Raw genomic sequence first — 23,895 nt, 5'->3', positions numbered from 1 at the left:
GACACCGGTTTTCCGATAAGGGTAAGCGTCTGAATTAAAGAGGTCGTGTCATGACCGACATATTCGTATCGCTCGGCACCTGGAACTGGCTGATCTTCGGCTTCATCCTGATGGTGCTGGAGGTGCTGGCGCCGGGGATCTTCCTGTTCTGGCTCGGGCTCGCCGCGATTTTGGTCGGCCTGATCTCGTTCGCGATTGTCGTGTCCTGGCAGATCCAGCTCGTGATGTTCGCTGTGTTCGCCGCCGCCGCCGTGCCGGTGTGGCGCCGGCTCGCGCGGCCGAGGGCGGATGCGAGTGCCAGCCCCTTCCTCAACAAGCGCGCGGACGCGCTCCTGGGCCGCGAGTTCACGCTGGAGAAGCCGATCATCGACGGCAACGGCACCATGCGTATCGGCGACACGGTGTGGCGCGTCGCCGGCCCGGATACGCCGGCGGGGACGCGGGTGAAAGTGGTGCAGGTGGACGGTGCGAATCTGACGGTGGCGGCGACGTAGCTGTTGCCTCCCCGTCATTGCGAGCGAAGCGAAGCAATCCAGCCTGTCTCCGCGGAAAGATTCTGGATTGCTTCGCTCCGCTCGCAATGACGAGTTTGTCAGGACGGCGTCGCCAGACTTAGGCGCGACTCTTGCTGCGCCACCGCTCCGCAAACCTGTGCAGCGGTATGAACGTCTCGCACAGCTCCTGTCCCAGCGCCGTCAGCCCATAACCTCCACCTTCGCCCAGCTCCACGAACCCCGCCTCTCGCAGCTCGCTCAGCCGCGCTTGAACCACGGTCGGCGAGGCCTCGTCGCAGGCAGTGCGCAAGCCGCGCGAGGTGAGGGGGGCTTTGCGTAATTCCCACAGGATACGCAGGCTCCAGCGTCGCCCCAGGAGGTCGAGCAGCGCCATGACCGGTCGGCCCGTGCGCGAACCACGGACGCTACGCGATCTGGAAGCGGACTGTTTCGCCATCGTCGCCCTCTTGCGTATTGCTACAAATAATGTAGCGTGATGCTACAATAAATGTAGCAAAGGAGACAGCCAATGTCCCAGGCCCCGCCGCGCATTGCGCCGCTCACCCCGCCTTATCCCCCGGAGATCCAGGCGCAGTTCGATCGCATCATGCGCGGTGCGCCGCCGTTGCTGCTGTTCCGGGTGATGGCGGGCCACGCCCGCGCCTGGGACAAGTTCCGCGCCGGCGGCCTGCTCGATCCTGGCCCGCTGTCGTTGCGCCAGCGCGAGGTCGTCATCGACCGCACCTGCGCGCTGAACAAATGCGAATATGAATGGGGCGTGCATGTCGCGATCTTCGCCGGGCCCGCGCGCCTCACCGAGGCGGAAGTCCGTGCGACCGTGCAGGGCGATGCGACGTCGTCGTGCTGGTCGCCGGCCGAACAGGCGATGATCGCCGCCGTCGATGCGCTGCATCACCGCGCGACGTTTGACGATGCCGAGTTCGCCGCGCTCTCGGCGCATTACGACGAGGCGCAGATCCTGGAGATCATGCTGCTGTGCGGCTTCTATCGCACGGTGTCGTATCTGGCGAACGGACTAAAGCTGCCGCTGGAGGAGACGGCGGCGCGGTTTCCGGCGTAGCTCTAACCGCCGTCATTGCGAGGAGCTCTTGCGACGAAGCAATCCAGACTGCCTCCGCGGAGGGATTCTGGATTGCTTCGCTGCGCTCGCAATGACGGAGAGAAACCTTACGCCACGCCCGCGCGCAACAGATCGTGCAGATGCACGATGCCCACCACCTTGTCCGCCTCGGTCACGACCAGCGTCGTGATCTTGCGGGTGTTGAGCACCTCGATCATCTCGGTGGCGAGCATCGAGGGCGGCACGGTTTTCGGCTGCCTGGTCATGACGTCGTCGACCGACGCCGTCAGCAGGTCGGGCCGCATGTGGCGGCGCAGATCGCCGTCGGTGATGATGCCGGCAACCCCGCCGACATCATCGACGATGCAGACGCAGCCGAGGCCCTTGGCCGACATTTCCATTACCGCGTCGGACATCTTGGTGCCGAGCGGCTTGACCGGGATCTCCGCGCCGGTGCGCATGTAGTCGCGGACGAATTTCAGCATCGCCCCTAACTTGCCGCCGGGATGGAAATGCGCGAATTCCAGCGCGGTGAAGCCGCGGCCTTCGAGCAGCGCGATCGCGATGGCGTCGCCGATCGCGACCTGCATCATGGTCGAGGTGGTCGGCGCCAGATTGTGCGGGCAAGCCTCGCGCGCCTTCGGCAGCTCAAGCACGATGTCGGCTGCTTGTCCAAGCGAGGACGCCGCGTTCGACGTCACCGCGATCATCGGGATCGCGAACCGCGCGGAATAGTTGACGAGTGTCTTCATCTCCGGCTGCTCGCCGGACCAGGACAGCGCCATGATGACGTCATCGGTGGTGATCATGCCGAGGTCGCCATGGGCGGCTTCGGCGGTGTGCACGAAGAAGGCGGGCGTGCCTGTCGAAGCCAGCGTCGCCGCGATCTTGCGGCCCATATGGCCCGACTTGCCGAGTCCGGTGACGATGACGCGGCCCTTCGCGTTGCGGATCAGATCGACCGCCTTGGCGAAACTCGCGCCAAGCGGGCCGCGCAGGGCGGCGGCGAGTGCGTTGATACCGCCGCTCTCGGTTTCCAGCGTGCGGAGTGCGGATTCGACGCTGTCGGGAATGGGGCCGGATGATTGGGTCATCAGCGGTTTCGAACTCGGCATGTTCTGGTCCAGGGAGGAGGGGCGGTTCGCCCGTTGGCTCCTGCTTAGCACGCCATGGCCTTCGAGGCGACGAGGGCGCCCCAGCCCTCAACCGGTCGTTAACCATAATTGTTTTAAGTCCATTAACGATGGTTCCCGCCAGTCGGCGGACGCTATCGCGAAAGTATTTGATTTCGTTGGGGTTCTTCCATCGTGGGGTCGTCTCCAGGCACGAGCCGGAGCAAACGCGCGCATTTCCTGCGCGCCGCTTTGCCGTGTCTCGCGCTGACTGCCCTTGGAAGCGCACCGGCAGGCGCCCAGAGCCTCACCCCCGACCTGTTCAGTCCCAACCGCGGTGGCTTCGCCTCACCCGACACGCTGCCGACCCGCCGTACCGCGGGCGTGCCGCAGGCACCCTCGGATGCGCTGCCGGCGCTCCCAGATCCCAATGCCGATTTGCGCAAGCGCCAGCAGGCGCCGGCGCGCGCGGGCCAAAACCCGACCAGCCGGAACCCGACCAATAAGGTCCCGACCTACGGCCTGCCCGCTGCCAATGGCGCCAGCGCCTCCGGATACGATTCGCTCAACCGCAAGCGGCTGCAGCCAAAGCTCTATCCCGGACAGCCAAAGCCGAAACGCCCGGTCGGTCCCGGCTCGCCGGTGCCGCCGGCAACGCCGGATCGAACGCTCGGCCCGCCGCGCATCGCGCCGCCACCCTCCGAGACCGCGCACAAGACGCCGGTGCCGCCGGCGCTGGCCGGCAACGTGCCCGGCCAGCCGCTGCGCCGCCGCCTCAAGCTCGACGAGGACTCGTTCGGCGCGGTCGGCGACTATGCCGGCAGCTTCCTGATCAAGGGCGGGCTCGAGCTCTCCGCCGGCTACGACACCAATCCGGCGCGTTTGAACAAGCCGGTCGGCTCGCCGGCTTATGTCGTCGCGCCCGACCTTCTCGTGGTGTCCGACTGGGAGCGCCACGCGCTGGTGGCCGATTTGCGCGGCTCGTTCTCAGGCTACACCAACAACATGCCGGCGACGATCGACGGCTTTGCCTCGCCCTCGCCGGTCGAGGTTGACCGCCCCGACTTTACCGGCCATGTCGACGGCCGCATCGACGTCAATCGCGATCTCAAGCTGACCACGCAGCTCCGCCTGCGGCTCGCCACCGACAATCCCGGCAGCCCCAACGTGCAGGCCGGCCTGCAAAAATTTCCGGTCTACGCCACCTACGGCACGACCGTCGGCTTCGACCAGACCTATAATCGCTTCCAGGTCGCTGCCGGCGCCACCGTCGATCGCACCGCCTACACCAACTCCAAGCTGACCGATGGCTCGACCTTCAGCAACGACGATCGCGACTTCAACCAGTATGGCGGCGTCGGGCGCTTTTCCTACGAGCTGAAGCCGGGCCTGAAGCCGTTCGTCGAAATCCAGGGCGACACCCGCGTCCACGACCAGCCCGCGGACCGCAACGGCTACTTCCGCGATTCGAACGGCGGGTACGCCAAGGTCGGCTCGTCCTTCGAGTTCTCGCGCATCCTCACGGGCGAAGTCTCGGTCGGTTATTCCGCGCGCAACTATGTCGATCCGCGGCTGAGCCAGCTCGCGGGCTTCCTCACCTCGGGCTCGCTGATCTGGAACGCGAGCGGCCTGACCACGGTGAAATTCGCCACCGACACGCAGATCGCGGAGACCACCGTGCCCGGCTCATCCGGCGTGCTGGTGCACACCTACGCCGCCGAAGTCGATCACGATTTCCGCCGTTGGCTTACGGCAGTGGGCAAGTTCACCTACGGCACCTACGATTACCAGGGCCAAAATCGCAACGACAAGACCTACTCGCTCGAAGGCAATCTGATCTACAAGCTCAACCGCAACATCTGGATCAAGGGCACGCTGCGCCACGACATCCTGGACTCGAACCAGGCGGGATCTAGCTCGCAGGGGACGGTGATGATGGTGGGGGTGAGGTTGCAGAATTAGAGGGAGGGTCGTCCCTATTTCCAAGCTTTTTTGCAGTGCGGCATCGCTCACCCTAAGCAGGAATATGCTCGTGACCCACTAAGCTTCTGGTAGTTGGTCTATATTGCAGATTCCGCTACTTTGACGAGCATGTTGCCGATCGCCTAAATCAATTTTCGTGTGGAGAGGGTATGAGACTTGAAAAGGTTCAGATTAGGAACTTTCGTTCTATCCAAGATGTCGAACTAGAGCTGACTCCCAGTTGCCGCATTCTTGTTGGTATAAACGAATCGGGAAAATCGAATATCCTTCGCGCGATTTCGTCGCTTGGTGGCTTTACCCCTTCAAGGTCGGACGATGTTCGCGAACCCGCACCCGGAGAGGATCCAATTGCAGAATCTTTCGTCAGATTCTGTTTCGCGTTGGAAAAAGAAGAAGCTGAAAAACTCATTGAAGTTGCTTCGAGCTTTATCTTCGCTAACAATTTGGCCCGCAGTCCAATCGCCACACTCAAGAGCAAGCCGCTTTCCTTGAAGGCATTTGTTCAATCGAGAAGTACGGGCGTCTATGAAGTCGACTTATTGAAAGGCGAAAAGACTGCAAATTACTGGACGATTGAAAGTGATTTTGGACTAGCAGAAGGCTGGAGCCGTCCTTCTAAGGGGACTCCCAGCGACCATTTGGTTACGCGAAAGGATGGGTCCAAAGTCCGTTTGAAGAGTTTGCGGCTCATTCGGACGAGCGATTGTCTGGAATCCGCTGACTGGCTTGAGCCTGCGGAAATCGCCGATCTAGAATCCCTTGTAGGGGGAACTGTAGCCGATCAGATAAAGGCGAATATTCCTGAGGTGTTGTTCTGGCAATATACAGAGCAGAATCTCTTGCCCGGATCCATTGATCTCGACGCATTTGTCGCCGACCCCACTTCCTGCTTGCCTCTTATGAATATGTTCGCTCTTGCCGACATAGATAATATTCCCGAGGCAGTCGCTAAGGCCCGGGCAGGTTCGCGAAACACTCTGCACAACTTCTTTTCTAGCATAGCTAGTAAGACTACTGCGCACTTTCGGAGTGTTTGGAAAGAACACAGGTCGATTGAATTCGAATTGGTGCCAGATGGAAGCGACTTGATCGCTGGTGTCCGTGAGAAAAACCGGTTCGACTTCGCGAAGAGGAGTGACGGCTTCAAGAGGTTCGTAAGCTTTCTCTTGCTTATTTCTGCAAAAGTAAAAAGCGGTGATCTTTCAGATACGGTCCTGCTTATCGATGAGCCCGATATCAGTTTGCATCCGTCAGGTGCACGGTTTCTTCGCGATGAGCTGATAGAAATATCGAAAACAAATACAGTGCTGTACAGTACTCATTCGATTTTTATGATTGATCGAGAAAACGTTGGCCGGCACATAATCGTGACCAAACAGCAAGAGAGGACCCGGCTGTCCGAAGCGAATGAGTCGAACGTTGTAGATGAAGAAGTTCTGTTTAACGCAGTTGGCTATTCTATTTTCGAAAGCCTTAGGAAGAAGAACTTGATTTTTGAGGGCTGGCGCGACAAGCGCTTATTTCAAGTCGCGACAAAGCGTATGCCTGTGTCCAATGCCTCAGTGGCAAAGGTTTTGGCCGAAGTCGGCATCTGCCATGCCAAAGGTGTTAAGGACATCAAGAATATAACGCCAATGATGGAGTTGGCGAATCGTCGCTGTTTGATCATTAGCGATAGTGATGTTCCTGCACGGGAAAAGCAGCGAGACCATGTAGACAGTAATGGTTACGGCCTTTGGAAGCGATACGACGAGGTTTTGGACGTCGACCAAGCAAGAGGCATCGTAACAAGCGAAGATTTTCTAGAGGTTGCCGCGTTCGGGCCTGCGTTGCGAGATGCCCGCGATCGACTAGGTCTCTGAAACTTCGATGATCGCCAATTGGGTGGCCCGCAGGGGGCACTTCATGCTATCGGCGAATGGCTTCGGGCTGGGAACATAGGGAAGGATGCTCGCGAAAAGGAGATCCAGCGTATAAAGAAGGTCGTTTGGGATGCCCTCAGCGCGCGAGATATTCGTGAGTTGTATTATGCTTTTCTTGGCAAACTCGTTGCAGATGTAAAAGCCATGGGCTAGCGAAGCACCAGAGCGTAGGTGCATTCTGTACATCGCGTAAGATGTCTCTGGAATACTGGATCGCCCGCTTCTGCTTTCGCGGGCGAAGATAGCTTTATTTAAATCTAGCAGCGGAGCTAAACCTACCGCGGCAGATCCGTCTTCCCCATCAAAAACGTGTCGATCGACCTCGCGCACAGTCGCCCCTCGCGGATGGCCCAGACCACCAGCGACTGACCTCGCCGCATGTCGCCTGCCGTGAACACGTTCGGGCGCGAGGTCTGGTAGTCGAGCGTGTTGGCCTTGACGTTGCCACGCGGGTCGAGCTCGACTGCGAGCTGCTTGAGCAGGCCTTCGTGCACGGGATGGACGAAGCCCATCGCGAGCAGGACGAGGTCGGCATCGAGCTCGAACTCGGTGCCGGCAATCGGCTTGAACTTGTCGTCGACGCGCACGCAGTGCAGCTTCTTGACTTGGCCGTCCTCGCCGGAAAACTTCTGCGTCAGCACGGCGAATTCGCGGGCCGCGCCTTCGGCCTGGCTCGAGGATGTCCGCATCTTCAGCGGCCAGTTCGGCCAGGTCAGGCCCTTGTTCTCGTGCTCGGGCGGAGCGGGCATGATCTCGAGCTGGGTCACCGAGAGCGCGCCCTGGCGCAGCGAGGTGCCGATGCAGTCAGATCCGGTGTCGCCGCCGCCGATGACGACGACATGCTTGCCGCCGGCCAAAATCTCCTGGACGCCATTCAGCGGCTCGCTGGAGACGCGGCGATTTTGTTGCGGCAGGAAATCCATCGCGTAGTGGACGCCTGAAAACTCGCGGCCGGGGATCGGCAGGTCGCGTGGGGCTTCCGCGCCGCCGGTCAGCGCCACCGCGTCGTACTCGTTGAGCATCTCGCGCGGATCGACATTGCCGTCGACGCCGACATGGCTGTTGTAGTGGAAGGTGACGCCTTCCCCTTCCATCTGCGCTACGCGGCGGTCGATGACGTTCTTTTCCATCTTGAAATCAGGAATGCCGTAGCGCAGCAGGCCACCGGCCTTGGCGAACTTCTCGAACAAATGTACGTCGTGGCCGGCGCGCGCGAGCTGCTGCGCGCAGGCCATGCCGGCCGGACCCGAGCCGATCACCGCGACCTTCTTGCCGGTCTTGACCGCCGCGATCTCCGGCTTCAGCCAGCCATTGTCCCAGGCGCGGTCGACGATCGCGCATTCGATGGTCTTGATGGTGACGGGGTTGTCGTCGATGTTGAGCGTGCAGGAGGCCTCGCACGGCGCCGGGCAGATGCGTCCGGTGAACTCCGGGAAATTGTTGGTCGAGTGCAAATTGCGCGAGGCTTCTTCCCAGTTGCCCTGGTAGACGAGGTCGTTCCAGTCCGGGATCTGATTGTTGACCGGGCAGCCGGGCGTTCCCGGCGCGACCGAGCCGGTGCCGTGGCAATAGGGAATGCCGCAATTCATGCAGCGCGCGGCCTGATCGCGCGTTTCCTTCTCGGTCAAGGGAACGACGAACTCGCCAAAATGCTTCACGCGCTCGGCGACCGGGGTGTACTTGCGATCATGCCGTTCGATTTCGAGAAAACCCGTGATCTTGCCCATTAAACCCGAAGTCCCTGCCGCTTAAATTCGTTTTGTTCTCTCACCCCTCATCCTGAGGAGCGGCGCACTTGGCGCCGCGTCTCGAAGGATGAAGGCCCCGCTGATGGTCTCATGGTTCGAGACGCGCTTCGCGCTCCTCACCATGAGGCTTTCTTAGCTACGCCCCGATCGCGATTTTCGGCTCGGCGTCCGCGTTGGCGGCCATTTCGCGCAGCGCGCGCCGGTACTCGACCGGCATCACCTTGCGGAATTTGGGCAGCCAGTCCTTCCAATTGGCAATGATGTCGGCGGCGCGCTTGGAGCCGGTCGCTTTCGCATGACGCCTGATCAGGACCTGCAGCCGCTCGACGTCGGAGGCGAGCAGGTTCTTGAACACGTCGACCCGGCCGTGCGCCTCGAGGTCACCCGAGTGGTTATAGGTGCCGGCGTTGATCAGCTCTTCCGACAGCACCGGCTCGAGCTCGACCATCGCCATGTTGCAGAGCTTGTCGAAGTCGCCGCTCTCGTCGAGCACATAGGCGATGCCGCCGGACATGCCGGCCGCAAAGTTGCGCCCGGTCTTGCCGAGCACGACCACGATGCCGCCGGTCATGTATTCGCAGCAATGATCGCCGGCGCCCTCGACCACGGCGACCGCGCCGGAGTTGCGCACGGCAAAGCGTTCGCCGGCGACGCCGCGGAAGTAGCACTCGCCATCGGTCGCGCCGTACATCACGGTGTTGCCGACGATGATGCTCTCTTCCGGCACGATGGCGCTGTTGGCCGGCGGCTTGACGATGATCCTGCCGCCCGAGAGGCCCTTGCCGACATAGTCGTTGGCTTCGCCCTCGAGCTCAAAGGTGACGCCATGCGCGAGCCAGGCGCCGAAGGCCTGGCCGGCGGTGCCCTTAAGGCTGACATGGATGGTGTCATGCGGCAGGCCCGCATTGCCGTAGATCTTGGCGACCATACCGGACAGCATCGCGCCGGCGGAACGGTTGGTGCTGTTGATCCTGGCCTCGATCTTCACCGGCGCGCCGCGGTCGAGCGCAGGCGTTGCCTTCTCGATCAGCGTGCGGTCGAGCACGGCTTCCAGATGATGGTTCTGGCGCTCGGAGTGATAGACCTTCTGGCCCTTCTCTTCCTTCTGCTTGACGAACAGCTTCGAAAAATCGAGCCCCTTGGCCTTCCAGTGCGCAACCAGCCTGGTCTGGTCGAGCAGCTGCACCTGGCCGATCATCTCGTTGAAGGTACGGAAGCCGAGCGAGGCCATGATCTCGCGAACTTCCTCGGCGACGAAGAAGAAGTAGTTGATCACATGCTCGGGCTGGCCGGTGAAGCGCTTGCGCAGGACCGGGTCCTGGGTCGCGACGCCGACCGGGCAGGTGTTGAGATGGCACTTGCGCATCATGATGCAGCCGGCCGCGATCAAGGGCGCAGTGGCGAAGCCGAATTCATCGGCGCCGAGAAGCGCGCCGATGACGACGTCACGGCCGGTGCGGAAGCCGCCGTCGACCTGGACCACGATGCGGCTGCGCAGCCGCTCGCGCACCAGCGTCTGGTGGGTTTCAGCGAGACCGATCTCCCACGGCGAGCCGGCGTGCTTGATCGAGGTCAGCGGCGAAGCGCCGGTGCCACCCTCGAAGCCCGCGATGGTGACGTGGTCGGCGCGCGCCTTGGCGACGCCCGCGGCCACCGTGCCGACGCCGATCTCCGAGACGAGCTTGACCGAGACGTCGCCCGTCGGGTTGACGTTCTTGAGGTCGTAGATGAGCTGCGCCAGATCCTCGATCGAGTAGATGTCGTGGTGCGGCGGCGGCGAGATCAGGCCGACGCCCGGCGTCGAGTGGCGAACCTTGGCGATGGTCGCGTCGACCTTGTGGCCGGGCAGCTGGCCGCCTTCGCCGGGCTTGGCACCCTGCGCCATCTTGATCTGCATCATGTCGGAGTTGACGAGATACTCCGTGGTGACGCCGAAACGGCCCGAGGCGACCTGCTTGATCGCGGAGCGCATGCTGTCGCCGTTCGGCATCGGCTTGAAGCGGTCGGCTTCCTCGCCGCCTTCGCCGGTGTTCGACTTGCCGCCGATCCGGTTCATGGCAATCGCCAGCGTGGTGTGCGCCTCGCGCGAGATCGAGCCGAAGCTCATCGCGCCGGTGGCGAAACGCTTGACGATGTCCTTGGCCGACTCGACCTGGTCGAGGGCGACAGGCTTGCGCTTCTCTTCGTCCGCGTTCTTGATCCGGAACAAGCCGCGCAGCGTCAACAGACGCTCCGACTGCTCGTTGAGGATTTTTGCGAAGGCACGGTAGCGGTCCAGCGAATTGCCGCGCGCGGCGTGCTGGAGCAGCCCGACCGACTCGGCGGTCCAGGCATGGTCCTCGCCACGGCTGCGATAGGCATATTCGCCGCCGACGTCGAGCGCGGTCTTGTAGACCAGAGCATCGCCGAACGCGTCGGCATGGCGGCGCACGGCCTCTTCCGCGATCTCGGCGAGACCGACGCCCTCGACGCGGGTGTGCGTACCGGCGAAGAATTTTCCGACGAATTCCGCCTTCAGGCCGATAGCGTCAAAGATCTGCGCGCCGCAATAGGACTGGTAGGTCGAGATGCCCATCTTGGACATCACCTTCAGCAGGCCCTTGCCGATCGACTTGATGTAGCGCTTGACGATCTCGTAGTCGTCGAGCGAGCCGGGCAGGCGGTCCTTCATCGCGATGATGGTTTCGAACGCCAGATAAGGATTGATTGCTTCCGCGCCGTAGCCCGCGAGACAGGCGAAGTGATGCACTTCGCGCGGCTCACCGGATTCGACGACGAGGCCGACCGACGTGCGCAGACCCGTGCGGATCAGATGATGATGCACGGACGCACAAGCCAGCAGCGACGGGATCGGCACGCGGTCGGTGCCGACCATGCGGTCGGACAGGATGATGATGTTGACGCCCTCGCGCACCGCGCTTTCGGCGCGCGCGCAGAGCTCGTCCAGCACCTGGTCCATGCCGGCCGCGCCGAGGCCGGCGTGGAAGGTGGTGTCCAGCGTGCGCGACTTGAAGTGCGACTCGGCGACGTCAGAGATCGAGCGGATCTTTTCGAGGTCCGCGTCGGTCAGGATCGGCTGGCGCGCTTCGAGGCGCTTGGTGGTGGCCATGCCTTGCAGGTCGAACAGGTTCGGCCGCGGTCCAATGATGGAGACGAGGCTCATCACCAGCTCCTCGCGGATCGGGTCGATCGGCGGATTGGTGACCTGCGCAAAGTTCTGCTTGAAGTAGGTGAACAGCGGCTTGGCCTTGTCCGACAGCGCCGAGATCGGCGTGTCGTTGCCCATCGAGCCCGCGGCTTCCTCGCCAATGGAGGCCATCGGCGTCATCAGGATGGTGATGTCTTCCTGGCTGTAGCCAAACGCCTGCTGGCGATCGAGCAGCGACAGGTTGGAGCGCACGCCGGTGGTCGGCGCCTTCGGCAGCTCTTCCAGCACGATCTGGGTCCGCTCCAGCCACTCCGTGTAGGGATGGCTCCTCGCGAGCTCGGCCTTGATCTCGTCGTCGGGGATAAGGCGGCCCTGCTCGAGGTCGACCAGCAGCATCTTGCCGGGCTGCAAGCGCCACTTGGTGATGATCCGGTCCTCGGGAATTGTCAGCACGCCCATCTCGGACGCCATCACGATGCGGTCGTCCTTGGTGACGAGATAGCGCGCTGGCCGCAGGCCGTTGCGGTCGAGTGTGGCGCCGATCTGGCGGCCGTCGGTGAAGGCGATCGCGGCCGGGCCGTCCCACGGCTCCATCAGGGCGGCATGATACTCGTAGAAAGCGCGGCGCTTTTCATCCATCAAGGGATTGCCGGCCCACGCCTCCGGAATCATCATCATGACGGCGTGCGGCAGCGAGTAGCCGCCCTGTACCAGGAATTCGAGCGCGTTGTCGAAGCAGGCGGTGTCCGACTGTCCTTCGTAGGAGATCGGCCAGAGCCGGTTGATGTCCTTGCCGTAAAGGTCCGAGCTGACGGACGCCTGGCGCGCCGCCATCCAGTTGGTGTTGCCGCGCAGCGTGTTGATCTCGCCGTTATGCGCGATCATGCGGTAGGGATGCGCCAGCGACCAGGCCGGGAAAGTGTTGGTCGAGAAGCGCTGGTGAACGAGTGCGAGCGCGCTCTCGAAATCCGTTTCGTGCAGATCGGGATAGTACTTGCCGAGCTGGTCGGCGAGGAACATGCCCTTGTAGATCACGGTGCGGCACGACATCGAGCAGGGATAATAGCCGGCGAGGCCGCGGTCGCGGCGCTGGTAGATCGCCTGCGAGATCGACTTGCGCAGGATGTAGAGCCGGCGTTCGAAATCGTCCTCGGTTTTGGCGGTGCCGTTGCGGCCGATGAACACCTGCATGCAGGCGGGCTCGGTCGGCTTCACGGTGACGCCGAGCGAGGAGTTGTCGGTCGGCACGTCGCGCCAGCCGAGCAGCGTCAGGCCCTCTTCCTTGATCTGGTCGGCGATGATGCTCTTGATGACGTTGCGCCAGGCGGTGTCGCGCGGCATGAACAGCGCGCCGATGGCGTATTCGCCCGGATTGGGCAGCGCGAAGCCCAGCTCCTTGGCCTTGCGAGTGAAGAAGGCGTGCGGGATCTGCACCAGAATGCCGGCGCCGTCGCCAGCGCGCGGATCGGCGCCGACGGCGCCGCGGTGCTCGAGGTTGCAGAGGATGCTGAGTGCGTCCGCGACGATCTCGTGGGACTTCTGGCCCTTGATGTTGGCGATGAAGCCGACGCCGCAGGAATCCTTTTCCAGGCTCGGATCGTACAGACCTACCGCCGGCGGGCGTGAGTTGTGTTCCTGAATCGGGTCGCTCGTTTTCGAGGCGAGCGTCGCCGACAGTTGTTCTGCCACGATGTTTCCGCGCTCGACTTGCGACCCGTTCATGTCCTCGTCCTCTCCATGCGGCAAGCTGCCTCACCGCCATCTTCGGCGCACCTTGGGCGTCCCGCGGCACCCGCTTCTGGGTCACCGCTCGTCCGCTCGCGAGCCGCATTTTCTTAAATTCAGGCCAAGGCGTTCTTCGTCCCCGAGAACGGCTTTGCCTGTTGCCTTACTGGCGCTCGAAAGCACCGACTTTCGTTGCAATCCCTATGCCGGAACCGCAAGCAAAATTGAGACAGTCTTCCTGTCCTAACCATCACCTTGCCAAATTTTTGTCTATCACACAAGCGCGTGCAAGTCCCGATTCCCGAGGTGTCAATCACCGCTTTCCGCAAGCCGTGCGGCCCCGGTTTTGAAGCAAACGCGCCCTTATCCGGCCCTGCCGACGCCGAAATCCCCAAGGATGCTTCGGATCGACCCTTCGAAAGGCGCGCCACGCCGCAAGAAGCGAAAGAGCGCGAGACGTTCGGGGGCTGACAGGAGCGTGTCGACCATGAAGTTTTTCACAGGATGTGTGGCCGCTGCCACGCTGGTGCTGGCTGCGACCGCGGCTCAAGCGCAGGTTTTTGCGCAATTTCCGGCGAACGGTATCGGGAGCAGGGCCGCTATTGCGGTGTCGGATTTCGACGGCCCCTATGCGCCATCGGACGCCGCGCCGCCACCGCCGCCGCGTTACGGCCAAGGCTACGGCTACGGCTACGAAGACCGCGGCCCGGCCCCGGTGCTGCTGCCGTCGACCGAGGTCTACGCGGTGCTGCGCGATAACGGCTTCTCGCCGCTGGGCATCCCGCGCCTGCGCGGCAGCGTCTACACCATCGCGGTGATCGACCGCCGCGGCGAGGACGGCCGGCTGGTGATCGATGCCCGCGACGGAAGAATTTTGCGCTTCATGCCGGCCGCTGACGCCTACGGCATGGCGCCGGCCTACGAGCAGCCCGCGGTTGCGCCCTACCGCCCGCAAAGCGCGCTGCCGCCACCGACCATGGTCCGCAGCGGCCCGCCACGCCCGCCGGCCCCGATTCCGCATGTCGCCAGCCGCGCCGTACCGGTGCCGAAGGCCGCCCCGCCGCGTGGCGAGGCGCCGGTCGCCGCCAAGCCGGCCGAACCCACGACGCAGCAGGCCCAGGCGCCGCAGCCTGCTCAGCAGACGGTGGCCGTGCAGGCCAAGCCCATCGAAGCCGCACCGCAAGCCGCGGCAGCAACCGTCGTTCAGGCCAAGCCGGCTCCCACGATCATGCCGACGCAGGAGATGCCGGCCGCACAGGGACTGGATTAGACCTGAGCAAAACAAAAGCGCCCGAAAACCTCGGGCGCTTTCTCATTGAGGCGGTCGCCGGTCAGCTCCGCCCGTACCCCGCCGCTTCCAGGATCAGGTTCGCCACTTCTTTCGGGTGCGACACCAGCGAGAGGTGGCCGGCGTCGAGTTCGACCGTGGTGGCGTTCATGCGCTTGGCGAGGAAGCGTTCGAAATCGGGATTGATGGTGTAGTCGTTCTTCGACACCGCGTACCAGCTCGGCTTGGAATGCCATGCCGCCTCCGTGGTGCGGCCGGCGAAGATCGAGGCGGCCGTTGGCCATTGCACGGCGTAGAGCGCCTTGGCCTGCTCCGGCTTAACGCCATTGGCGAAGTACTTCAGGAAGGCGTCTTCCGAAAGCTTGGTGTAACCGTCGCGCTCGACGACGCCGGCGCGCACCGGTCCCGCGGGGAATTGCTTCGACAGAGCGACGAAATCCTCGTTGGCATCGGGTGCGCGGGCGGCGACATAGACGAGGCCGGTGACCTTCGGGTCGTTGCCGACCTGGCTGATCACGGTGCCGCCCCAGGAATGCGCAACCAGCACGGTTGGACCATCCTGTTCGGCCAGCGCGCGCTTGGTCGCCTCGACGGAGTCCGACAGCGACGATAGCGGATTCTGCACGGCAGTTACGTTGAGGCCTGCGGCCTGGAGGATCGGGATCACCTCCGACCAGCTTGAACCGTCGGCCCAGGCGCCGTGCACCAGCACGACATTCCTGGGCTTCACCGTCTGCGCGGTCTGTGCGTGAGCAAGGCTGATGGGGGCCGCCAGCAGGCTCGCGGCGACGAAAAGGCTGCGCCAAAGTGTCATGATCGTTTTCCGTCTCATTTTGTGTTCGATATCCAAAGGACGGTGTGCGGAGCGGCGGCGTTACGCGTGGTCACTCACCTGTGACAAGTGTCGGGCGCGTACGAGACTCGCAAGCGAGCCCGCGAGGTGTGGGGGCAACGTAGAACAACGGACCCAAACCTGTATTTCGATCTCAACCGAAAACCAGCTGACTGCCGCTGGATCTTGCCGCGCTGACGAGACAGTTGGACCCGTATGAAATATATCGATGGAGGAGTAGCCACGGGGCTACTTGCGGCTTTTCGCGAGCCAACGACTGGACAAGCAAAAAACGCCCCGGGGCACCGGGGCGTTTTCGCAACCTGGAAGTGGCGTGAGTGATTTATGCGGCGGCTTGCGCGGCCGAGTTTTCGATCACCTGCGCCTTTGGCGTGCTGCTGCTGATCGAGATTTGGCGGGGCTTCTTGGCCTCGGGAATTTCGCGCACAAGGTCGACGTGAAGCAGGCCGTTCTCGAGCGAGGCGTCCTTCACCTGTACAAAGTCGGCAAGCTGGAAGGCGCGCTCGAAGGCACGCGCGGCGATGCCGCGGTAGAGCACTTCGGACTTCGAGTTCTCGTTGGCGACTTTCTCGCCCTTGATCGTCAGCGTGTTTTCCTTCGCGACGATGGAGAGCTCATCCTTGGCAAAGCCCGAAACCGCAACGGTGATGCGATAGTCGTTCTCGCCGGTGCGCTCGATGTTATAGGGGGGATAACCGGGGCTGCCGTCCGAGCTCGTCTGGTCGAGCAGGTTGAAGAGGCGGTCAAAGCCGACGGTGGAACGATAAAAGGGGGTCAGATCGTAGGTACGCATGGTCAAGTCCTCCATTGAGCGACTGTTGGAAACCCGCCCGCCAATCGGGCCGGGCTTTCGTCTGTGTGCAGCCTGATGTTCCGGTTCCGAAACACTGGTAGCGGCCTGCACCATGGTGATATGGGTTTTGGGAAACTGCGTTCAAGAGGGCGGCTATCTGCGCCTTTTCGGCGCTCCCGCCCCCTGATTTTCAAAACCTCCGCCCATGACGCTGGTCTCGATTCCGTCCAATCCTGTTCCCGAAGACGTCGTCAGCGGCACCATCAAGACCCCTGATGGCGCCGAGCTGCGCTTTGCGCGCTGGGCACCGCCGGCAAACCGCAAGGGCACGGTTTGCGTCTTCACCGGACGCAGCGAGCAGATTGAGAAATATTTCGAGACCGTGCGCGACCTGCGCGACCGCGGCTTTGCTGTGGCGATGATCGACTGGCGCGGGCAGGGCCACTCCTCGCGCCGCCTGCGGGATCCGCGCAAGGGCTATGTCCGCGACTTCGCCGATTTCGAGATCGACGTCGAGACCTTCGTGCAGCAGGTGGTGCTGCCGGATTGCCCGCCGCCCTTCTTCGCGCTCGCTCACTCCATGGGTGGCACGGTGTTGCTGCGGGTCGCGCATGCGGGCAAGCGCTGGTTCGACCGCATGGTGCTGTCGGCGCCGATGATCGACCTGCCCGGCCGCGCCACCTCGTTTCCGGCGCGGACGCTTTTGAAGACGATGCGCGTGTTGGGGATGGGCGGCCGCTACGTCCCCGGCGGTAGCGACCACATCACCGGGCTCAATCCCTTCATCAACAATCCGCTGACCAGCGATCCCGTGCGCTACGCGCGCAATGCCGCGATCCTTGAGGAGGATCCGACGCTGGGGTTGGCCTCACCGACGGTCGCCTGGGCCGATACCGCCTTCCGCGCGATGAACACCTTCAGAGGCAAAAACTACCCGTCGAAGATCCGTCAGCCGATCCTGATGCTGGCGGCTTCCAGCGACACCGTGGTCTCGACCGCGGCGATCGAGGAGTTCGCCTATCATCTGCGCGCCGGCTCCCATCTCGTGATCGCCGGCGCCAAGCACGAGATCCTCCAGGAGCAGGACCGCTACCGTTCCCAATTCTGGGCAGCCTTCGACGCCTTCGTGCCGGGCACGCCGCTGTTCAAGTGAGGGGGGAGCGACGGCGGTGCGCTGCCTCGGCCCGCTTGGTCGCAAGACCCTCATGGTGAGGAGCGCGGAACGCGCGTCTCCGGACGATGCTTCGCATCGCCGGGCGAAACATGAAGGCCCGGCTCTCGCCCTCGGCCATCCTTCGAGACGCCCGCTTTGTGCGGGCTCCTCAGGATGAGGGCGGCGTGCTCGGGACAGAGCTCGGCTACAGCGTCTTCAGATACTCGATCAGATCGTAGCGCTCGTTGTCGTCCTTGAACACGCGGCCGATAACGCCGGGACGTTTTTCCTCACCCGGTTTGCGCTCGAACGAATGGCCGAGCACGCTGTTGCCCTGGATCGGATCCTTGTCCGACCCCGCCGAGAACTCGGTTTCACCCGTCTTGCACTTCTCGTCGGCGGTGACCGCAAAGCCGACGGTCACGGGATCATAGTCGCGGCGGCCCATGCAGAATTTTTGCGGACGCTCGCTTGCAGGCTTCAGCAACCAGTAGAGAGACGGCACCGAACCGTTGTGCAGATAGGGCGCGGTGGCCCAGATGCCGTTGAGCGGCCGCGCGCGATAGCGTGCTCCCCCCACCGGATTGAGGCAGTTCTTGCGCGCGAGGTTCCACAATTTCGCCCGCTCGGCGTCCGGAGTCTTCTCGTCGTCCATCCATTTGCGGGCGACCAGGTCCACCACCGTCATGAGCCCGAGCGCATACACCATCTCGGTCGGCGAGCTCGCAGTCGAGACGTCGCATTGCCACCATTTCTGGAGGTCGGCCGTATTCACCTTCAGGAAGCCGGGCACATCGACAATCCTGTTGCTGAGCACGAGCGACTGTTCGGGGTCCGTCTTGATCTCGTCGAGGGGGATCGTCACCGCGTTCAGGACCTTGCCGTCGCCGCTCGGCTCCCAATGTCCGGAGGACCAGAAAGCCGGAGTGTCGATGGCGGGCAAATGGCATCCGGAACACATCTCGGCGTAGATCTTGCGACCATTGTCGACCTTCTTTTGATCAAGCCTCCAATTGTCGCCGAGGATCTGCGACGGCCATTTCGGCGCCAGCAGGCCTCCGAACTTCGGACCGGTGGAGGGATCAGCCGTCTTGAACGGATCGGGCCCTCTGAGCATGTCCTCGATCCAGCCGAGCGTGTTGATGTGAACGGAGGACCGCCAAATCCTGTCCTCCGGATAGGCGTCGGACAGGTTGAGCAGCGCCGTCACGCCGAGTGCCTCGCCGGCGTTGCGGATCAGCGGCTGCTCGATCGAGGCGTCGTACTGGGCGAACTTGAACCAGGGCACCGTCCAGATCGGAGGGTAGCTGACCGGCGCGTCCTGGGCGTGCAGGTTCTTCTCGAATCCCTTGATCCCGCTCAGCGCCAGGTCCTGCGAAAAGACCTGATTGCCGATGCGATTGAGAGCGTCGAGGCGGCCGAATCCCTCCTCGGTGTCACTCTGCTGCCTGCCGTTCCAGGTCTTCTTGCCTTCAATCGTCTTTTGCTGGATTTTCGCCCAGTCGATCAGGAAATTGCCGATCGCGCTGAGCTTCTGCTTGAGCGCGTCGCGGTCCGTCTTGCTGGCGTCGGGGCCGAGCACGCGATCGGCGAAGCGCTGGAAGCGGAACGGCACGTAAAGCGTGTAGGCGATCGACAGGCCGGTGGAGAGCTCGAGCTTCTTCAGGTCGGTCATGGCCGGGCCGCCGTCGAACCGGATGTCGATGCCCTGGTAATGGATCTGGCCGGTATGGCAGGCCGCGCAGGTCAGCCCGATCTTGTCCTCTTCGCGTCGGCCGGTCGCGGGATCGCTGACCCCGGTCATCCGCGCGAAGCCGACCGGCAGGCCGTCGACGTTCTCCGCCGGCGTCCATCTGGTCGACCAGTCCGGCGCTTGCGTCGTCTCGTAGACATTGGCGTAGCCGAAGCGGCGCAGTGACGCCGCGTCGGTCTGGATCGACTGCGGGCTTGGGATGAAGCCGAAGCGCTCGAGATAGGCGCTGTCCGTCATCATGCCTGGCCGCGAGAACAGGTGCAGGCGCGGCTGCTCCAGCGCCATGAACCATTCATAGGGTACCGGAAAGGTCGCCGTGCCCTGGCTGGCGTGGTGAAACCAGTGCCTGTCCTTCAGCGACCAGTTTTGCTCGAGCCAATAGGCCGCTTTCGTCTCGGGGACCGTGGGCAGGGGCGGCGGCAGCAGATTCACGAAAATCCCCTTTTGCGGCAGCATGGCGCGGACCTGGTCGGGGAATTCGGCGACGGCAACGAGCAAGACGAGGCCGAGGGCGACGAGCAGGGCCGCAAACTTGAGGGCGCCCCGCACCACGCGCTGGCAGGTCGACAGCGCAGGCTGCGATACGAGCCGCCGGTTGATGCGAGCAGGGAATTGGCGCTCGTTGAACAGCGTGCGCACGTCGGCCACGCTGAGATAGCGGTCCTCCCCCTCGCCCTTGCCCACGATCTTCAGGAGGATCGGCCATTCGAACTTCATCAGCAGGGGGTAGTACCAGCGCGCGGCGCTGCCGGCGCGCTTAAGGTTGTCGCGCATGAAGACGTCGATTTCCGAGGCGTTGAGACCTGGCTCGGAGCCGCCGCCGTTCGGATTCTGGTAATTCCGGCCGAAGCTGGCAAATCGCGCGAGCTCGTCCTCGTCGACCTTGCCGTCGACGCCGAGGACGCGCGAGCCGGCACCGCGCTTGTCGAGGGGGCCACCACGCAGCGCGTCGAGCTGAGCGCCCGAAAATGCGCTCTTCAGGATGTGACCGAGACCGTTTGCGATGAGCGCGACCCCGCGGACCTGGATGCGGGCGAAGCCCTTCGTCAGCCCGGTCTCGCCGGTTGCATTTGCAACCGTCTGCGACAGCGTCCCGAGCGGGACCGTCCCGCCGTCAACAAAGCCTTCGCCGACGAGGCCGCGCAGGAATGGACAGGGATTGTTCGGCGAGACCTGGATCGAGGGGTCGAAGGGGGGCTTCGAAGCGGAATCATGCATGGCCCAGAATCCTGAAAACAGCGAATCGTAAAATACAGGCGCGGCGATAGAGCGGGGAAAGTCCTAACAAACCGACAGTACATTATACTACTTCAGCGTGTAAGGAAGTGTGGTTGAATTCACTGTCGCATCAATCAAGGTGGACGGAAATTGCCGCGTGGCCGCGGCTGGCCCTCAGGATTCGGCGACGCGTTTGAGGTCGCTCTGGACCAGGGTCAGCTTGCCGAGCGGCACGCCCGCATTCAAGAGTCCGTCGCGGTAATGGGCGAGGTCCTCGGGACGCTTCCAGTGGAAATTGCGCAAATGACGGTCAACATTCAGAGACGGGTAGTTACCCATGAGCACGCGGGTTGCCTCGTTCGCCTCGCCCGCCCGCCCCAATTGCGCCAACGCCGCGGCGCGGATCGCCAGCGCCTGCATGTGGTTCGGGTTGATGTAGAGTTGTTCGCGGGCCCATGACAGGGTCGCGTCATATTGGCCCAGCAGATAGTGGCTGAAGGCATTCAGCGCGGCCCATTGGTAGCGCGGATCGCTGTTGTCGCGCTGCGCTGCCATCGAGAACAGTTCGATCGCCTCGCGGTGCTCGCCGATGACGAAATGGCAGATGCCGAGCACGCCGCGCGCGCCGTTGTCGTAGGGGTTGAGCGCGACCGCGCGCTTGGCGGCGTCCATCGCGGCCTCGTAATGCCCCTCCAGCGCGTGGGCCCAGGACAGGATCGAGAATGCAAATGACGAGCGTGGATCGAGCCGGACGCTGGTTTCGGCAAGCTTCATCGCCTCGGCCCACATCTCGCGCGTGCCCTTGACCCAGCCGAACTGGATGCTCTGGATCTGGATCGTGGCGAGATAGGCGTGCGCGATCGACAGCTTCGGATCGACCGCGATCGCCTCCCTGAACAGGGCGACGGCGAGGTTCAAATCCTCCTTGGTCTGCCGGTAGTAGTGCGACAGCCCCTTGAGGAAGCGGTCCCAGGCGGTCACGTCGGTCGAGAGCCGTGCCGGCGCCGAGGCTTCGGCCCGGACGATCTCGGTGGCGATGGCGGCGGACAGGTTCGTCGTAATTTCGTCCTGCATCGCGAAGAGATCGCCGATGTCGCGGTCGTAGCGGCCGGTCCAGAGCTGCTCGCCGGTCTCCGGCGCGATCAACTCTGCGGTGACGCGGATCTTGGCTCCGGCGCGCCGCACCGAACCCTGGATCAAATAGGTCGCGTCGATCTCCCGCGCGATCAGGCGAGTGCTGACATTGTTGCCCTTGAACGCAAAGGTCGAGTTACGGCTCAGCACGCGATAGAAGGATTGCAGCGACAGCGCGTGGATCAAGTCCTCGGTCAGGCCGTCGGAGAAATATTCGTCCTGGGCGTCGCTGAGATTGGCGAAGGGCAGCACGCCGACGATGGCGGTCCGGTACTGCTGCGAGAGGGCGGATGTCTCCTTCAGCGCGGGCGCAAGCGCCGATGCGCCCTCGTGCGTCCAGGTCCAGACGCCGACCGGATCCTTGATGTTCTTGAAGCGGTGGTTGCCGGCATCGGCCATCGGCACGGCGAGATGCTTGCCTGCCTCCTTGTAGGCTTTGGCCGATATCGCGAAGCCGCCGGGGCTGGCCACGGACTCGAGGCGGACGGCAATGTTGACATCGTCACCGAAGACCTCGTCCTCGTCGGCGATGACGTCGCCCATATGGATGCCGAGCCGGAACTGCATCGCACGATCGGCTGGCAGATGATGGTTACGCTCCGCCATCAGCGTCTGCATCGCGATTGCGGCTTCGGTGGCGCCGACGATGCTCGGGAACTCCAGCAGGAAGCCGTCGCCGGTGTTCTTCACGACGCGGCCGCCGTGATTGAGGATGATGGGGTGGATCGCGCTGCGATGGGCCTTGAAGGCGGCATGGGTGCCGGCCTCGTCGCTGCCCATCATACGCGAATAGCCGGCGACATCGGCGCAGATGATGGCAGCCAGACGTCTTTCCATATTCCGGAGCTCCAAGAGACTTGCAAGAGACTTGGAAGAGATCGAGGACTGGCCACGCCGTGGCAGTCGCCTCGAATCCCGCATTCAAGAACCTGCCTTTATAGAGCAGATGAGGCCGAGCGAAAGTATGATCCGCATTGCAAATTCGAGCTAAATGCTCCGCAATCCCGGCGATGGACGGGGACGAGCGAACCGACTAAGCCGGCCCCTGAGGCGACGGCTCGGCGGCGGAGGCACCTCACAGATGCTGGGCATTCACGAAATCTGGCTTTTCGTCCTGTCGGGCGTGCTGCTCAACATCACGCCGGGGCCTGATACGGTCTATGTGATCGGCCGCAGCATGCAGATGGGGTGGCGAGGCGGCGGCGCCGCCGCGCTCGGCATCAGTTGCGGCTGTTTTTTCCATGTCGCGGGCGCGGCGATCGGCCTTTCGGCCCTGCTGATGGCCTCGTCGACCGCGTTCTCGATCCTGAAGCTGGTCGGTGCGGCCTATCTCGTCGTGACCGGGCTCCAGATGCTGTGGTCGCGCCCGGTACTGGCATCGGCCATCGACGAGCCGGTGCGGAGCTCGCTGCGGCGGGTTTTCCTCCAGGGCGTCTTCACCAACGCGCTCAATCCCAAGGTCGCGCTGTTCTTCCTGGCCTTCCTGCCGCAATTCGTCGCAGCCGACGCGCCGCACAAGCCGCTCGCCTTCCTGACGCTCGGCCTGATCTTCATCTGCACGGGAACGCTGTGGTGCCTGGTGCTGGCGGCGTTCGCGGCCAAGGCCGCCCACCGCTTGCGGACCTCCGAGGGCGCGATCGCCTGGGTCAACCGCGCGCTCGGCGGCCTCTTCATCTATCTCGGCATCCGCGTCGCCATGCTGGAGACGCGGTAACTTTTCTACCCGAACTCTTTCAGCAGCGCGCTGCCGGCGAGATAGAGGCCGAGCAGGATCATCGCGATCAGGAACCAGCGGCGAAACGCTTCGGCCGGCATCCGCGCCCGCACCGACTGGCCGATGTACATGCCGGCAAAGGCCATGGCCATGCCCACCGCGCCCGGCACGGCATTGGCCGGCGTCAGCAATCCTCCGGCCGTGAGGTTGAAGGCGAGCGCCAGAGTGGCTGTCGTGAAGAACACGCCGAGCGCCTGCACCAGCTCGTCCTTCTCCATGCCAATCGCCTGCATGAACGGCATCGAGGGGATCACCTGCACGCCCGTCGAGGCCGAGATCACGCCGGTGATCACTCCGACTACGCCGCCGACCCATTTCTCGTTCTTCGGCGCGACCCGGAACTGGAATTTGTTCAGCCCGATGATCGCGTAGATGACCAGGAGGACACCGAGCACGATCGTGCCGTAGCGTGCATGGGGACCGGTCAGCGCGCCGGCATTGAGCCAGCAGCCGATCACGGTGCCGATCATCAGCGGCCACAGCCGCCTCAGGATGTCACGCAGATGGGGGCCGACGAAGGTCTGCCAGATGTTGGTGACGATCGCGGGCACGATCACGATGGCGATCGCGCGGCTCGGCGCCATGCTCACGGCGAGCAGGCCCATGGATACGGTCGGCAGTCCGAGCCCGACCACGCCCTTGACGAATCCGGCGATCAGGAAGACGGCGGCGATGAGAATGAGGAGCGGGTCGATCATATCTGCACATTGACCGAA

The 23,895-nt window shown here is 63.2% G+C and carries 16 protein-coding genes; 7 read left to right on the top strand and 9 right to left on the bottom strand.

The window, feature by feature from the left end; genetic code table 11:
• Nucleotides 1-50 precede the first annotated feature (50 nt).
• Entirely contained in the window at nucleotides 51-494 is a 444-nt protein-coding gene (locus tag IVB27_RS20615) for an NfeD family protein (RefSeq protein ID WP_247445094.1), read from the top strand.
• A gap of 118 nt (nucleotides 495-612) precedes the next feature.
• Here the strand turns inward: IVB27_RS20615 and IVB27_RS20610 are convergent, their stop codons facing one another.
• Nucleotides 613-951 carry a winged helix-turn-helix transcriptional regulator gene (locus tag IVB27_RS20610; protein WP_247445093.1) on the bottom strand — a complete coding sequence of 113 codons (339 nt, stop codon included), beginning with the start codon at nucleotides 949-951 and terminating at the stop codon, nucleotides 613-615.
• Nucleotides 952-1,023: 72 nt separating this feature from the next.
• On the opposite strand from IVB27_RS20610, the gene IVB27_RS20605 reads away from it, so the two are divergent.
• Nucleotides 1,024-1,575 (top strand): carboxymuconolactone decarboxylase family protein, encoded by a 552-nt coding sequence (locus IVB27_RS20605; RefSeq protein WP_247445092.1) that lies wholly within the window; start codon nucleotides 1,024-1,026, stop codon nucleotides 1,573-1,575.
• 107 nt (nucleotides 1,576-1,682) lie between these two features.
• Here the strand turns inward: IVB27_RS20605 and IVB27_RS20600 are convergent, their stop codons facing one another.
• Complete coding sequence (locus IVB27_RS20600) at nucleotides 1,683-2,690, bottom strand: KpsF/GutQ family sugar-phosphate isomerase (protein ID WP_247339662.1); 1,008 nt, start codon at nucleotides 2,688-2,690, stop codon at nucleotides 1,683-1,685.
• Nucleotides 2,691-2,882: 192 nt separating this feature from the next.
• On the opposite strand from IVB27_RS20600, the gene IVB27_RS20595 reads away from it, so the two are divergent.
• On the top strand, nucleotides 2,883-4,649 hold the full coding sequence (locus tag IVB27_RS20595) for an outer membrane beta-barrel protein (RefSeq protein ID WP_247445091.1): 1,767 nt from the start codon (nucleotides 2,883-2,885) through the stop codon (nucleotides 4,647-4,649).
• A gap of 170 nt (nucleotides 4,650-4,819) precedes the next feature.
• Complete coding sequence (locus IVB27_RS20590) at nucleotides 4,820-6,532, top strand: ATP-dependent nuclease (RefSeq protein WP_247445090.1); 1,713 nt, start codon at nucleotides 4,820-4,822, stop codon at nucleotides 6,530-6,532.
• Nucleotides 6,533-6,867: 335 nt separating this feature from the next.
• Here IVB27_RS20590 and gltD read toward each other — a convergent pair whose 3' ends face one another.
• Both gltD and gltB read right to left on the bottom strand, forming a co-directional pair.
• A complete protein-coding gene (gltD, locus tag IVB27_RS20585; protein ID WP_247445089.1) occupies nucleotides 6,868-8,319 on the bottom strand; it encodes a glutamate synthase subunit beta in 1,452 nt (483 codons plus the stop codon).
• Between the two features lie 157 nt (nucleotides 8,320-8,476).
• Nucleotides 8,477-13,210, bottom strand: a complete 4,734-nt coding sequence (gene gltB, locus IVB27_RS20580; RefSeq protein WP_247445088.1) for a glutamate synthase large subunit — start codon at nucleotides 13,208-13,210, stop codon at nucleotides 8,477-8,479.
• 490 nt (nucleotides 13,211-13,700) lie between these two features.
• Between gltB and IVB27_RS20575 the strand changes: the two genes are divergently transcribed.
• Nucleotides 13,701-14,483, top strand: coding sequence for a hypothetical protein (locus IVB27_RS20575; protein ID WP_247445087.1), 783 nt, complete (start codon nucleotides 13,701-13,703; stop codon nucleotides 14,481-14,483).
• A gap of 61 nt (nucleotides 14,484-14,544) precedes the next feature.
• Here the strand turns inward: IVB27_RS20575 and IVB27_RS20570 are convergent, their stop codons facing one another.
• The gene (locus IVB27_RS20570; protein ID WP_247445086.1) at nucleotides 14,545-15,315 is read right to left on the bottom strand and encodes an alpha/beta fold hydrolase; all 771 of its coding nucleotides are present in this window, start codon (nucleotides 15,313-15,315) and stop codon (nucleotides 14,545-14,547) included.
• Nucleotides 15,316-15,676: 361 nt separating this feature from the next.
• On the bottom strand, nucleotides 15,677-16,147 hold the full coding sequence (locus IVB27_RS20565; protein WP_247445457.1) for an Hsp20 family protein: 471 nt from the start codon (nucleotides 16,145-16,147) through the stop codon (nucleotides 15,677-15,679).
• Between the two features lie 205 nt (nucleotides 16,148-16,352).
• On the opposite strand from IVB27_RS20565, the gene IVB27_RS20560 reads away from it, so the two are divergent.
• Complete coding sequence (locus tag IVB27_RS20560; RefSeq protein ID WP_247339671.1) at nucleotides 16,353-17,300, top strand: alpha/beta fold hydrolase; 948 nt, start codon at nucleotides 16,353-16,355, stop codon at nucleotides 17,298-17,300.
• Nucleotides 17,301-17,505: 205 nt separating this feature from the next.
• Here IVB27_RS20560 and IVB27_RS20555 read toward each other — a convergent pair whose 3' ends face one another.
• Nucleotides 17,506-20,271: a di-heme-cytochrome C peroxidase gene (locus IVB27_RS20555; RefSeq protein WP_247445085.1), complete on the bottom strand. Its 2,766-nt coding sequence runs from the start codon at nucleotides 20,269-20,271 to the stop codon at nucleotides 17,506-17,508.
• 174 nt (nucleotides 20,272-20,445) lie between these two features.
• A complete protein-coding gene (locus tag IVB27_RS20550; protein ID WP_247445084.1) occupies nucleotides 20,446-22,242 on the bottom strand; it encodes an adenylate/guanylate cyclase domain-containing protein in 1,797 nt (598 codons plus the stop codon).
• Between the two features lie 244 nt (nucleotides 22,243-22,486).
• Here IVB27_RS20550 and IVB27_RS20545 point away from each other — a divergent pair, with 244 nt between their 5' ends.
• Nucleotides 22,487-23,119 carry a LysE family translocator gene (locus IVB27_RS20545; RefSeq protein WP_247445083.1) on the top strand — a complete coding sequence of 211 codons (633 nt, stop codon included), beginning with the start codon at nucleotides 22,487-22,489 and terminating at the stop codon, nucleotides 23,117-23,119.
• Nucleotides 23,120-23,124: 5 nt separating this feature from the next.
• Here IVB27_RS20545 and IVB27_RS20540 read toward each other — a convergent pair whose 3' ends face one another.
• The gene (locus tag IVB27_RS20540; protein ID WP_247445082.1) at nucleotides 23,125-23,877 is read right to left on the bottom strand and encodes a sulfite exporter TauE/SafE family protein; all 753 of its coding nucleotides are present in this window, start codon (nucleotides 23,875-23,877) and stop codon (nucleotides 23,125-23,127) included.
• Between the last annotated feature and the right edge of the window lie 18 nt (nucleotides 23,878-23,895).

Origin of the sequence: Bradyrhizobium sp. 197 (assembly GCF_023073375.1) — a bacterium.
Classification (GTDB): domain Bacteria; phylum Pseudomonadota; class Alphaproteobacteria; order Rhizobiales; family Xanthobacteraceae; genus Bradyrhizobium.
This window is presented reverse-complemented; position numbering and strand designations above follow the sequence as displayed.